Source organism: Polynucleobacter sp. 35-46-11 (assembly GCF_002281105.1).
Map to the genome: position 1 here is coordinate 1 of NZ_NCFJ01000054.1, position 12,773 is coordinate 12,773.

At 46.8% G+C, this 12,773-nt stretch carries 12 protein-coding genes; 8 read left to right on the top strand and 4 right to left on the bottom strand.

All coding sequences use genetic code 11. The annotated features are described in order from the left end of the window. Both B7Y67_RS06270 and B7Y67_RS06275 read left to right on the top strand, forming a co-directional pair. Positions 1-230, top strand: a 230-nt coding sequence (locus B7Y67_RS06270) for a rhodanese-like domain-containing protein (RefSeq protein ID WP_293597902.1), incomplete at its 5' end; no start/stop codon positions are given. Positions 231-256: 26 nt separating this feature from the next. Continuing rightward, the gene (locus tag B7Y67_RS06275; protein WP_293597903.1) at positions 257-709 is read left to right on the top strand and encodes an OsmC family protein; all 453 of its coding nucleotides are present in this window, start codon (positions 257-259) and stop codon (positions 707-709) included. Positions 710-793: 84 nt separating this feature from the next. Here the strand turns inward: B7Y67_RS06275 and lysS are convergent, their stop codons facing one another. The 4 genes from lysS to B7Y67_RS06295 all read right to left on the bottom strand — a co-directional run bounded on the left by lysS (position 794) and on the right by B7Y67_RS06295 (position 6,219). Continuing rightward, a complete protein-coding gene (lysS, locus tag B7Y67_RS06280) occupies positions 794-2,350 on the bottom strand; it encodes a lysine--tRNA ligase (RefSeq protein WP_293597904.1) in 1,557 nt (518 codons plus the stop codon). A gap of 34 nt (positions 2,351-2,384) precedes the next feature. Next, positions 2,385-3,489, bottom strand: a protein-coding gene (gene prfB / locus B7Y67_RS06285; RefSeq protein ID WP_216180522.1) for a peptide chain release factor 2 whose coding sequence is annotated in 2 segments (ribosomal slippage) — positions 2,385-3,407 and positions 3,409-3,489 — 1,104 coding nt in all. Because the reading frame shifts where the segments join, the coding sequence is not laid out codon by codon here. 28 nt (positions 3,490-3,517) lie between these two features. Continuing rightward, on the bottom strand, positions 3,518-5,263 hold the full coding sequence (gene recJ / locus B7Y67_RS06290) for a single-stranded-DNA-specific exonuclease RecJ (protein WP_293597905.1): 1,746 nt from the start codon (positions 5,261-5,263) through the stop codon (positions 3,518-3,520). Continuing rightward, positions 5,260-6,219, bottom strand: a complete 960-nt coding sequence (locus B7Y67_RS06295; RefSeq protein WP_293597906.1) for a hypothetical protein — start codon at positions 6,217-6,219, stop codon at positions 5,260-5,262. Before B7Y67_RS06295 ends, recJ begins: the two co-directional genes overlap by 4 nt. A 70-nt stretch (positions 6,220-6,289) precedes the next feature. On the opposite strand from B7Y67_RS06295, the gene B7Y67_RS06300 reads away from it, so the two are divergent. The 6 genes from B7Y67_RS06300 (at position 6,290) to B7Y67_RS06325 (ending at position 12,655) form a co-directional block, all read left to right on the top strand. Beyond that, entirely contained in the window at positions 6,290-7,549 is a 1,260-nt protein-coding gene (locus B7Y67_RS06300; RefSeq protein ID WP_293597911.1) for a lipoprotein-releasing ABC transporter permease subunit, read from the top strand. Beyond that, entirely contained in the window at positions 7,542-8,252 is a 711-nt protein-coding gene (lolD, locus tag B7Y67_RS06305) for a lipoprotein-releasing ABC transporter ATP-binding protein LolD (RefSeq protein WP_293597907.1), read from the top strand. Before B7Y67_RS06300 ends, lolD begins: the two co-directional genes overlap by 8 nt. Then, positions 8,249-9,109, top strand: coding sequence for a TatD family hydrolase (locus B7Y67_RS06310; RefSeq protein ID WP_293597908.1), 861 nt, complete (start codon positions 8,249-8,251; stop codon positions 9,107-9,109). The genes lolD and B7Y67_RS06310 overlap by 4 nt, the downstream gene beginning before the upstream one ends. Before the next feature lie 64 nt (positions 9,110-9,173). Then, positions 9,174-11,615 carry a DNA internalization-related competence protein ComEC/Rec2 gene (locus B7Y67_RS06315; RefSeq protein ID WP_293597912.1) on the top strand — a complete coding sequence of 814 codons (2,442 nt, stop codon included), beginning with the start codon at positions 9,174-9,176 and terminating at the stop codon, positions 11,613-11,615. 4 nt (positions 11,616-11,619) lie between these two features. Further along, positions 11,620-11,955, top strand: coding sequence for a hypothetical protein (locus B7Y67_RS06320; protein WP_293597909.1), 336 nt, complete (start codon positions 11,620-11,622; stop codon positions 11,953-11,955). Between the two features lie 58 nt (positions 11,956-12,013). Next, positions 12,014-12,655, top strand: coding sequence for a DUF6803 family protein (locus B7Y67_RS06325; protein WP_293597910.1), 642 nt, complete (start codon positions 12,014-12,016; stop codon positions 12,653-12,655). The last annotated feature ends 118 nt before the right edge of the window (positions 12,656-12,773 follow it).

Here is a 12,773-nt window from a genome sequence, read left to right on the forward strand (position 1 = left end):
TTCATATGTCGAGGGGTATGCTGGAATTTAAGTTAAGCGGCAATCCGGCATTGAGCGTTCGAGATTTAAAGATTGTGCTCTATTGCAAGACAAGTGGAAGAGCGGCCTTGGCTGCAAAAGCCTTGCATGAGATGGGATATCGGAATGTTCAGTCGATTAGTGGTGGTTTTGATGCTTGGAGTGAATCAGGAAACCCAATTGCAAAACCCGAGGCTGTAAAGTTTGAATAATCGCAGTAACCATAAAAGGAGTCCAAATGAGTGAATCTCCATCAGTGCGCCTAGTGCAGCAATCTGATTATCAATTTGCTATTTATTACAATGAAGAGCGAGAGCCTATATATGGAGATGAGCCACCGCCATTAGGTAGATCCCAAGGTGCAACCCCATCTCAGTTCTTACTAGCTGGTGTGGCCAATTGTTTATCTGATTCACTCCTCTTTGCGCTTAGAAAGTTTAAGCAAAATCCAGAGCCAATTGAAACCAAGGCGAGCTGTGAGATTGGTAGAAATGCAGAAAACCGTTTGCGTATTCTGGCAATTTCGGTGGAAATTCGTATTGGTATGCCAGGAAATGCTCTGGAAAACCTAGAGCGGGTATTGGCTCAGTTTCAGGATTTCTGCACCGTATCTTCTAGTGTTAGCTTGGGCATTCCAGTTAATGTCACGGTAATCGATAGCGAGAATACGAAGCTATATCCAGCAAGCTGAGTTATTCGACTCCGTAAAAAGAAAAAGCCGCAGAAGTTCAATTCTGCGGCTTTTTTGTTTTTCTGAAATCAGTAATCAAGCAAATTACTCTTCTTCGCGACGCAGATGTGGGAACAAAATCACATCACGAATATTAGGCGCATCAGTCAATAGCATGACTAAGCGGTCAATACCGATGCCGCAACCACCAGTTGGAGGCATACCGTATTCCAGTGCACGAATGAAGTCATGGTCAAAGTACATTGCTTCTTCGTCACCAGCTTCTTTTTGCTCAACTTGCTTGCGGAAGCGATTGGCTTGATCTTCTGCATCATTTAACTCGGAGAAGCCGTTGGCGATCTCGCGACCAGTGATGAATAATTCAAAACGCTCAGTAATGCCCGGACGTGTATCGGATTCGCGGGCGAGAGGGCTTACTTCGATTGGATAATCGATGATGTAAGTTGGCTCCCATAGATGCGACTCAGCCACCAATTCAAACAAAGCGAGTTGAAGGGCGCCAATACCCGCGTTCTTCAGGGTGGGGCTATCTGGATTCTCGCCACCTTTTTTCAGCTCAGTACGAATAAATGCAGCATCTTCCAATTGAGCGGGCTCATAGCTCTTGTTGGACTGACCGCAATATTTCAAGATGGCTTCAGTAATGGTTAGGCGCTGAAACGGCTTGCTCAAATCGAGCTCACGACCTTGGTGAGCTAGGACTGCAGTACCTTGTGCATCCATTGCGGCAGCACGAATTAGATTCTCCGTGAAATCCATCAACCAGCGGTAATCGGTATAGGCTGCATAGAATTCCATCATCGTGAATTCTGGATTGTGGCGCGGGCTAACACCTTCATTGCGGAAGTTGCGGTTAATTTCAAATACACGCTCAAAACCACCAACCACTAAACGCTTTAAATACAACTCAGGTGCAATACGCAAGAACATCTGCATATCTAATGCATTGTGGTGAGTAATAAACGGCTTGGCTGTAGCGCCACCCGGAATAGGGTGGAGCATCGGTGTTTCGACTTCCATGAAGTCGGCATCGAGCATGTGGCGACGCAAGGAGGCAATCGTATTGCTGCGTGCACGGAAAGTATTGCGACTTTCTGGGTTCACAATCAAATCAACGTAGCGTTGACGATACTTAGTCTCTAAATCAGAAAGACCATGGAATTTATCTGGCAGAGGGCGCAGAGATTTGCTCAGGAGACGTAGATTGCTACATTCGACTGAGAGCTCGCCCTTATTTGTTTTAAATAGATTGCCTTCAGCAGAGATAAAGTCACCCATATCCCAGTGCTTAAATGCACCATGCGTATCTGCACCACTGATTTCATCGTTGATGTAGAACTGAATCTGACCACTACGATCTTGGATAGTTGCAAAACTGGCTTTACCCATCACGCGCTTAAGCACCATGCGACCGGCAACTTTGACATGCACTTTTTTGGCGGCCAACTCTTCTTTAGTAAGACTGTCGTAGTGGGTATGTAGATCTGTCGCTAAGTGGGTAGGTACGAAGTCGTTTGGAAAGGCTACTCCGCCTTCGCGTAATTTAGCTAACTTTTCGCGACGCTCTGCAATGATGTGATTTTCATCAACAGCCTCAGTGGCTGCAGCCTGGTTAGGATTGGAATTCGCTTGATAGTTCATATAGAATATTTATAACTGGAATAGGGGTAAGGAATTAAACGCCTTGCTTCAGGCTGGCTTCAATAAAGGCGTCAAGATCGCCATCCAATACTTTCTGTGTATTGGAAATCTCAACGTTGGTACGCAAGTCTTTAATGCGGCTTTGATCCAACACGTATGAGCGGATCTGATGGCCCCAGCCCACGTCCGTTTTGCTGGCCTCAAGCTTATCTTGCTCAGCACGACGCTTTTGCATCTCGTGCTCATAAAGGCGTGACTTCAACATCGTCATTGCTTCAGCTCTGTTGCGGTGCTGGCTTCGGTCATTCTGACACTGCACCACGATTCCAGTTGGAAGGTGGGTTAAGCGAACCGCCGAGTCAGTCTTATTAATGTGCTGACCACCCGCACCAGAGGCGCGATAGGTATCAGTACGAATGTCTGCCGGATTGACGTCAATCTCAATTGAGTCATCAATTTCTGGGTACACATAAATACTGGCAAAAGAAGTGTGGCGACCATTGGATGAATCAAAGGGCGACTTACGTACCAGGCGGTGTACACCAGTTTCTGAGCGAAGGTGCCCATAAGCGTACTCGCCATCTACCTTAATAGTGGCACTCTTAATACCAGCAACGTCGCCATCAGATTCTTCTAAGATTTCTGTCTTATAGCCTTTTCGCTCGCAATATTTGAGATATTGGCGCAGGAGTATGCTGGCCCAGTCACAAGCCTCTGTTCCACCAGCACCTGCTTGAACATCAATAAAGCAACTGCAGGAATCCATTTCGTTATGAAACATGCGGCGAAACTCAAGATCATGAATGATCTTGCTGTAGCTCTCAACGTCTTGTTCGATAGCGCCGATGGTTTCAAAATCACTTTCTTCTTTGGCCATGTCGAATAATTCGAGGGCGCCAGTGATATTGCTATTTAAATCGGTGAGGGTGGCAACAACGCCATCGAGCAATTTCTTTTCTTTGCCGAGAGCTTGGGCTTTCTTTTGATCATCCCAGATGGTGGGATCTTCAAGAATAGAGTTAACTTCAGTAAGGCGTCGTGACTTTACTTCGAAGTCAAAGATACCCCCGAAGTGCTTGCTCACGAGTGAGCAGATCGGACAGGGTATTTGAAATAATATTGAGTTGTTCGGCTTCCATCCCCTAATTATAAGGGGGTTATTGCAGCTTAGGCCTCGTCGTGAGCCTCAATCATGAGTTGCACGCGTGCCTGCCCCTGGAAGCGGTCTGTCACTAGGCGATAGGCCAGTTTGGCCTTAGCTGGTAATGGCTGTGTCCGGTTGAACCAGACCCCTGTAAATGGTTTGCTAGCCAGTTGACCATCCCCAATCGGACGAAGCTGCAAGCGCAAATGTTTTTCTTTCATGAGGCTCTGCTGCCCAACCTCAAATTCCCCATAAAAAATGGGCTGAGGAAAACCTTGGCCCCAGATTTCTTCGGCAAGGAGATCCCCAGTTTCGGGTGTGAATTCAGATAGATCAAGCGAACCATCATGAACATGGCGACGTTCTAATAATTCATCGTTCAGTAATTCATTAGCTACCTGCTGAAACACCGCATCAAATTTTTCAAAATCCGCTTTTCTAATACTCAGACCTGCGGCCATGGCGTGGCCACCAAATTTGAGAATCAGACCCGGTTCACGTTTGAAAACAATGTCCAAGGCATCGCGTAGATGAAAACCTGTTAATGATCTGCCGGAGCCACGCAACTCTTCTCCGTTGGAGCCATCTGCGGGTGCGAAGACAATCGCGGGACGATTAAAGCGTTCTTTGAGGCGGGATGCAACGATACCAACTACGCCTTGATGCCATTCTGCATTCCAGAGGCAAATGCTTGAGCGATCAGCCATGGTGCCCGCCAATTGATCTTCAGCGAGGTGCGCGAGGGCGGCTTCTTGCATTCCGCCTTCGATCACGCGTCTCTCGCGATTGATGCGGTCTAGTTCATAAGCGAGCTCTACAGCCTCTTCAGGTTTATCGCTTAGCAATAAGCGAATGCCTAGAGTCATATCCGCTAAGCGCCCAGCAGCATTTAATCGAGGACCAATAGCGAAACCTAAGTCAAAAGTATTGGCCTTGCGAGGATCCCGCACCGCAGCCTGAAACAGTGCCTGCATACCTGCTTGCGATACTCCCGCACGAATGCGTTTCAAACCGTTGGAAACCAAGATACGGTTATTGCGATCAAGCTGTGCAACGTCTGCTACGGTACCTAAGGCTACGAGATCTAATAGATTCTCAATTTTGGGTTGAGTCTCAGCGGTAAATTTGCCGCGTTGACGAAGCTCTGCACGTAGAGCAACTAATAAATAAAACATCACGCCTACACCTGCGAGTGCTTTGCTCGGAAAGCTACAGCCAGGCTGATTGGGATTGACGATTGCAGTGGCTCTGGGCAGTCGATCGCCTGGTAGATGATGGTCAGTCACAATCACCTCCATCCCTAACTCGCGGGCTCGATCTACCCCGGCTTCGCTAGCAATGCCGTTATCCACTGTGATTAAATATTTGGGCTTGGGAGTTTGCTGGGCAGCTAGATCCACCACCTCTGGAGTTAATCCATAGCCCATCGTAAAACGGTTTGGTACTAAAAACTGAATTGGGGTATCTACTCCTCCCAGCATCTTTAAACCGCGGAGTGCAACGGCACATGCAGTGGCGCCATCGCAGTCATAGTCGGCAACCACCAGCATGGATTCTTTACGTTCGAGGATATCTGCGAGTAGGGTGGCAGTGCTGATGCAGTTTTTTAACTCTACTGGTGAGAGTAGTTGCTTGAGATCTAAAGAGAGTTCATCCGGTTTGTCAATGCCACGTGCTGCATACAGCCTGGACAGTAATGGATGTAGACCACTTTGTTGTAACCAACTGGCTGTGCGATCAGAGAAGGGGCGTCTAGAAAATACGCTCATGCTGAAATGATTTCTTGCCAGGTTAAGGCTTCTGATTTTTTCCAGAATGCCCACGATTTTTTGTTTAAGTCTTTAGTTGTGAGTATCCGGTGGCGAGCTTGGCCCTTGGGAAAGTCAATGATTTCAATTTCATCCAGCTTACTATTTAGAAGAGCTTGTCTCAGATTGCCCCAAATGTTCTCGGGGCGATTAATCCATGCAAAGGTATTTTTCAGATTTGAAAAATCAATTTCATCCTGCTGTGGAATTTCAAGATATTTGGCTAACCCAGCTAACAGGGGGTGATCCCCATATATCTGGTTTACGTTCTCAAGCAATGGAGGCGTCTGAATATCAGCCAGCTTGCCAATACCGCTAATCCACAGAGAATTAATGCTTGGATATCCGCGTTGTTCCCGTTCTTCGTTGACTGGATCAATGTGCCAGAGCATCTGAATTTCATTTTGGAGTTTGCGCCAGAATTTAGCAATGCCAACTTCGCTGGTATCGCGTGGCATCCACCAATCAATGTTGCGACCATGCGCCTGATCAATCGAGTGCGTTGCAAGGCTTGCAAATGGACCTGCTGGAATAAACCAATCACGCTGCCCTTGGAGCAAGATCTTGCTTCCAAAATCTTCTTCGATGAAGGGTAGGGCAACTTGTAGCAAGTTGGCAGATTCATTTGCTGTCAGATCAATCTGACTTTGGGTCATTAAGATTAAATGATCCCGGGTGGCGTGAAGGTGAACTGGCTGAAGACAGGCAATCGTTTCATTTGGGTTTACTGCTAAATCACTTTGACCCAATAGCAAGACTGAGGCAATGGGTAGCCGGTCTCCCAATAAGAAGCGTTCTTGTGGCAATCCACTTGGGGGCGCATTTTGCTCTAACCCATCATCAATAGCATCTTCCCCTGACACCATCAGGGTAAAGCGTCGCCAAGCGCTAGATCGGGGGCTTAAATTGGCAGTCATTCCCCTGATTTTAGGTGGCATTTACAGAATCCATCAGTTTGCTCGTTTAATTCACTAAACTGTAACTATGTTGAGACTTCCTATTGAGCTAGAAATTGGCCTACGCTACACCCGATCCAAGCGTCGAAAGACCGTGGGTAAGCGTGATGGCTTTCTTTCCTTTATTTCCGGAATCTCCACTGCAGGCATCGCTTTGGGTGTTGCTGCCCTGATTGTGGTGCTTTCAGTCATGAATGGCTTCCAAAAAGAGGTTCGTGACCGCATGCTGTCCGTACTCTCTCATGTCGAAATTACCGCCCCTGATGGTTTGGCGAATTGGGAGCCCATTGCTCTAAAGGTCGCTGCACAGCCTCACGTGGTGGGGGTTGCTCCCATGGTGAGCTCGCAAGGTTTGTTAAGTCGCGATAGTGTGATGCGTGGCGTTGCAATTCGTGGAGTGCTACCAAGTGAAGAGGGTAAGGTTTCTGATCTACCAAAGCAGTTTGTTGCCGGTAGTATTGAGGATCTCAAGCCGGGTACTTTTGGTGTTGCCCTAGGTGCGCAACTTGCCAATATTGTTGGTGCACGTGTTGGCGATCGAGTGAATTTAATTGTGCCAGAGAGCGACCTGACTCCTGCGGGTGCTATGCCCAGAATGCGAACGCTACAAGTTCTTGGAATTGTGGATAGCGGTCATTATGAATACGATAGTTCTTTAGCTATCATGCATTGGAAAGATGCTGCTGCTCTATTACGCTTGCAAGATCCATCTGGTTTACGAGTCAAGGTGGATGATATGCAACGTGCGCCAGAGATTGCTTCTGAGTTGGCCCAAGTTGTTCCACAAGCTTTGTGGGTTAGCGACTGGTCACGATCTAATCGCAATTGGTTTGCTGCTGTTCAAACTGAAAGAAAGATGATGTTCATCATTCTGACACTCATCATTGCTGTAGCTGCTTTCAATCTGGTGTCTACTTTGGTGATGACTGTGAATGAGAAGCAGGCTGATATTGCCATTTTGAGAACGATGGGTGCAAGCCCAGCCCTCATTCAGCGGATCTTCTTAGTCCAAGGCTTAGCGATTGGTTTGTTAGGCTCCCTCGCCGGTGTTGGCTTGGGGCTTCTCATTGCTTTAAATATTGACGTGATTGTTCCTGCAATTGAGGCGATCTTCCGCGTGCGCTTCTTGCCACGCGATGTGTACTTTATTAGTGAGCTGCCATCGGACGTTCGCTTGTCTGATGTGGTCACTGTCGGATTAATGGCTTTCGGCCTTTCTGTATTAGCCACCCTTTACCCAAGCAGACGAGCTGCCCAAGTGCAGCCTGCGGAGGCATTGCGCTATGAATAATGTAAAAAATGACTTAAATGCAGATGTCATTCTGAGTGCATCAGGTCTAGCAAAGACCTATGGTAAAGGACAGACAGCGGTTGATGTCCTTAAGGAAATTGATTTGCAAGTGAGCGCCTCTGAGAAGGTCGCTATCGTTGGTTCTTCTGGTTCAGGTAAAAGTACCTTGCTGCATTTATTGGGTGGTTTAGATACGCCAAGCTCAGGTACGGTCATTCTGGCTGGAGAGAATCTCCATAGATTACCAGCAAGTAAATTAGATCAACTGCGAAATCACACCCTAGGGTTTATTTATCAGTTCCATCATCTCTTGGATGAATTTAGTGCTGTTGAGAATGTGGCGCTACCTCTGCGTATTCGTGGATTGAGCAATGAAGAGTCTATGGAGCGTGCAAATATGATGTTGCACGCAGTTGGGCTATCAAAGCGAGTGCAGCATACTCCGGGTGAACTATCTGGCGGTGAGCGTCAACGTGTTGCGGTTGCCCGTGCTTTAGTAGGTAACCCTGCTTGCGTCTTAGCAGATGAGCCAACAGGCAATCTGGATACCGAAACTGCCGATGGTGTATTTGATTTAATGCTAGATATTGCACGTGAGCAGGGTACTGCTTTTGTGATCGTTACTCATGATCCGATTCGCGCTAAACGGTGTGACCGAATTTTGCATTTAGAGCGCGGAGTACTAAAGACCTTCGCCAAATGAGCGAAGTCAGTAAAGAACTCGCATGGGTTGATACCCATTGCCATGTAGATGCTCCGGAGTTCAAGGATGCTCTTCCAGAGATTATTTCAGGCGCAGCGAATAAAGGTGTTAAGGCTATTTTGCTTCCCACAGTTCAGGCTTCTGATTGGGATCAAGCTATAAATTTAGCAAACCAATATGGCAATCAAATACCAGGATTGGTTTATACGCTAGGCATTCATCCGCTGTATATCAATCGCGCACAAGAGAGTGATATCGATGCTCTTAAACATCAAATTGAGCGCTCGTTAGATGATCCTCGCTTTGTAGGTATTGGTGAGATTGGCTTAGATTATTTTGTTGAGGGACTCGATCCTCAGCGCCAAGAGTATTTCTTTCATGCGCAGCTCGATTTGGCCCAGCAATTCCATTTGCCAGTCATTTTGCATGTGTGCCGCTCACAAGATGCCATTCTCAAAGCGCTGCGCAAAAGAAAAGTGCCGGGCGGTATTGCGCATGCTTTTAATGGCAGCCATCAGCAAGCCGAGCAGTTTATCGAGCTGGGTTTTAAGCTGGGATTTGGTGGAGCCGCAACTTATGATCGAGCATTGCAGATTCGCCGCCTCTTGCACGAATTGCCTCTAGAGAGCATCGTTACTGAAACTGATGCGCCGGATATTCCGCCGGCCTGGCTCAAGGAGGAGGGTGGTCGCTTCAATGAGCCAGCTTTACTTCCCAGAATCGCTCAGCAACTAGCTGGCACTCGCGGGGTAAGTGAAGAAGTATTTTCAAAGGCAGTTTGGCAAAATGCCATGCAAGCATTACCCCGTTGGTCATCTCTAATGACTAACAACTCAAACCCACAATCCGCTTCTTAAGAGCTTGCGAATCAATATTGCGGCGTTTATCGCCGGGGGATCGCTTCTTCTTTTTTTGCCTGCTGTGCCAGAGTATTGGCGTTGGATATGTATAACTACTATCCTCATCTCCCTGTCTGGTATTTACATTAATTGTTCTTTCATGAAGTATTGCCATGCAAGTAGCGCATTACTAACTGCATGCTGTTTTACTTTTGGATTTGCTTGGAATGCGCAATACGCACAAAGTCGACTGGCTCATGTCCTTTCAATCGAGTATGAGGGAAAGGACTTTATTCTCCAGGGCAGAGTCAATGCTTTGCCGCAGAGCTCTCCTGGTGGCGCGAAGTTTTCATTTGAGGTAGATCGGGCATTTTTGGGTAAAGAATTAATTGAATCTTTTCCTCCGCAGGTGTATTTGAGTTGGCAGCCTGCATGGCGCAATCCACAAGATATTCCCCAAGTCATTCCAGGTCAGCGCTGGGAATTCAAAGTCAAAATTAAAAGACCTTATGGATCTCTCAATCCCTACACTTTTGATTTTGAACGTTGGTCTTTTCATCAAGACTTTGGTGCCAGTGGATCAGTTAGGTCGGGAAAGCTATTGCTCGAGAAAGATATCGGCTTTACTGAGTTCGCTCTAGCCATGGAGTATCAGCGTTGGAAATTAAGAGACAAGATTCAGCACCTGCTTTCGAGGGATGCGCGTTATGGTGGTGTGATTGCAGCGCTGGTGATGGGTGATCAAAATGCCATCGACCAAGAGGACTGGCGTGTATTTAATGCTACCGGTATTGGGCACCTCATCTCGATATCGGGGCTTCATGTCACGATGTTGGCTGGATTTGGTGCCATGCTTGCCAGATTTTTATGGCGTCGCAATACTCTGCCGCTATGGATTCCCGTGAGCAAGTTTGCAGCGGCGGTGGGATTTCTGACGGCATTTGTATATGCCTGGTTGGCTGGCTTTCAGATTCCAGCGCAGCGAACGATGTATATGGTGGGGGTGGTTGCATTTGCACTATGGTCCGGCAGAAATCCGCGATCGTTTGATATTTGGTGGTGGGCCCTATTGCTTGTTCTGCTGATTGATCCGATGGCGCCATACACGCCGGGATTCTGGCTCTCGTTTGGGGCGGTGGCGGCAATTTTGTATGCGATGCAGAATTCCGATGGCTTGTTAGGTTTACCCACTGGCAGGGAGTTGGAAGTTGACTGGCGTCATAGACTTACTCAGGCGCTAAGAGAGGCTTGTTGTGTGCAGGCGGTTGTCACTATTGCGCTCCTGCCATTGACCTTGTATTGGTTTTATCAAGTCTCGATAGTTTCCCCGCTAGCAAATGCTATTGCCATTCCCGTGGTGAGTTATATCGTGACGCCTCTGGCTATTGCCGGCGCTTTATTGCCTGACTTCATTGGTAAATGGCTGCTGATGCCAGCACATGCCACAATGGATTACTTGGCCATCATGCTGACTTGGATGGCGAATTGGAGATGGGCAATTGCTTGGTCTAGTCAGCCTGCTTGGTGGGCAATCGTGTTATCAACCTTTGGCATCATTATTGCGATTCGTCCTGGGTCTATACGAGAGAGTTGGGCATCAAGAGTTGGCGGCCTCATATTGTGTGCAACTTTGTTTGTTCAGCCAATTGCGAATTTCAATTTAGTGCAAGGCGAGTTTCGGGCGTCAGTACTCGATATCGGCCAGGGTACGGCAGTTCTCATCGAAACCAAAACTAAACGTTTGCTATACGACACTGGCCCTATTCAGGGAAAAGATAATGCTGGCCAAAGAATTATCCTACCCTACTTAAGAGGGTGGGGGATTGATCATATTGATCGGATGGTTATTAGTCATAGTGATAGTGACCACATAGGAGGAGCTGCTACCCTGCTTAAAGAAATTCACTTTGACTCGATGATGGGTTCTTTGCCGAGTACTAATCCATTGCTTACTAATTTAGAGGATAGAAAAATCCCCGCGATGCCTTGTCGATTTGGTCAGCAATGGTCATGGGATGGGGTGGACTTTCATATATGGCATCCGCATGAGCATACGATTTTTGAGGATCAGCACCCCAGAAAGCCTAATGAAGTGAGTTGTGTCTTAGAGGTGCGCAACTCAACAACTTCATTCTGGTTGACTGGTGATGTAGAAAAGCAGGGTGAGGCTGAAATTACTGAGCGCTTAACCCAAGCAGCCCTCAATCATTTGAAGGATAAAGCGTTGGTATTCATGGCGCCACATCACGGCAGCAAAACATCTTCATCTCAAGAGCTCTTATTAGCGCTTAGCCCTGACGAAGCATTTGCCCAAAACGGATATCGCAATCGTTACGGACATCCACATCCAACAGTTACTGCTCGATATCAAAGTATGGGTATTCCATTTCACCAAACACCAACTACTGGCGCACAGGTTTGGGAATTTCCAGCCAGACTCGATGTAAAGCAGGGTAGGCCACTATTTTGGAGGGCGGATAGTAATAGTCTTTGGCATCGAAAGTCTCAAAAAAGCGTAAACTGAGAGCATGAAGAAATTCGTCGCATTTCTATTTATCAGTCTCTTCGTCAGCCAAATCAATGCTGCGATGATGCCTGTCGATTTAAATGCTTCAAGCACCGTAGTAATGATCTCCTTGCATGATCATTGCCAAGAGGCAGGATCGGTCGGTAATACCGAGGGCGGCAAGATGAGTGGCAATACTAGTGCTACCCATTATTGCTGTGCGGTAGTTGCGATTCTGACTGCTTCACCTGAATTTTCTTCGGCCAAGCTGGTCGACGTGTACTTGCATGGCGATATTTCAACACCTGCATCTAATATTGCTGAGTCCATTTACAAGCCTCCCAGAAATTATCTGTAATCACTTTAGATTGTGGCATTTAGATGCCTTTTGATAATTTCCGTTTTGGAGAATAGTAATGAACATGACTCACTACATGGAGCTATTGGCTGACAATCAGCCTTGGAACCTCTTAATCTTTATGGCGATACCGATCGTGCTCGCTGAAACGTTAGCAATCACTGAACTGTATATCTTATTTACCCGAAAATTTGATGGCTTTATTTATCACTTGAATCGATTTTCAGGAACGACAGTTGGCCTATATTTTATTGGCATCATCGCCTATTTAATAACTACTGCGGTACTCCCGATTACCAAAAATGATGAATGGCGCACTGCTATAGACGTAATTGCAGTGGCTAGTTATTTGATCGGGGGCTTGCCTCTAATTTGGATAGCGTTGCAAGAGTTTGGTTTTGTGAATAAAACCATGGACCAAATGGGTAAACTGAAAATTCATGCTATCTGTGTCGCATTATTTTTAGTATTTGGGCACATCGCCATGATTGCCGGCATGCTTGATCCCTCCCTTTTGGGTTACAAGGGGGCAAGCACTCATCAAATGGGCAATACCAGCAATAGTGCTGACCATGAGTTCTGTCATCCTGAAATGCATGAGGATATGAAGGCTGCACATCAGCAAATGATGAATGGCAGAAATATGCCAAATGGTAATTTCAATAAAAAGCCGATCAACCCGCAAGGTCATGCACACTAAAAACAAGTAAAGAAATGTAAAAAACCGCCTTCGTGAACTGACCCCCAAAAGTTGGACCTTATGTCCAACCAAGGGGGTTTTGTTTTATGAGCAAATACAGTACGGAGTTCAAACTCCA

Excerpts from the sequence above, each read along its gene's own strand:
- B7Y67_RS06275 (WP_293597903.1), top strand. The coding sequence starts at position 257 with ATGAGTGAATCTCCATCAGTGCGCCTAGTGCAGCAATCTGATTATCAA.
- lysS (WP_293597904.1), bottom strand. The coding sequence starts at position 2,350 with ATGAACTATCAAGCGAATTCCAATCCTAACCAGGCTGCAGCCACTGAG.
- recJ (WP_293597905.1), bottom strand. The coding sequence starts at position 5,263 with ATGAGCGTATTTTCTAGACGCCCCTTCTCTGATCGCACAGCCAGTTGG.
- B7Y67_RS06295 (WP_293597906.1), bottom strand. The coding sequence starts at position 6,219 with ATGACTGCCAATTTAAGCCCCCGATCTAGCGCTTGGCGACGCTTTACC.
- lolD (WP_293597907.1), top strand. The coding sequence starts at position 7,542 with ATGAATAATGTAAAAAATGACTTAAATGCAGATGTCATTCTGAGTGCA.
- B7Y67_RS06310 (WP_293597908.1), top strand. The coding sequence starts at position 8,249 with ATGAGCGAAGTCAGTAAAGAACTCGCATGGGTTGATACCCATTGCCAT.
- B7Y67_RS06320 (WP_293597909.1), top strand. The coding sequence starts at position 11,620 with ATGAAGAAATTCGTCGCATTTCTATTTATCAGTCTCTTCGTCAGCCAA.
- B7Y67_RS06325 (WP_293597910.1), top strand. The coding sequence starts at position 12,014 with ATGAACATGACTCACTACATGGAGCTATTGGCTGACAATCAGCCTTGG.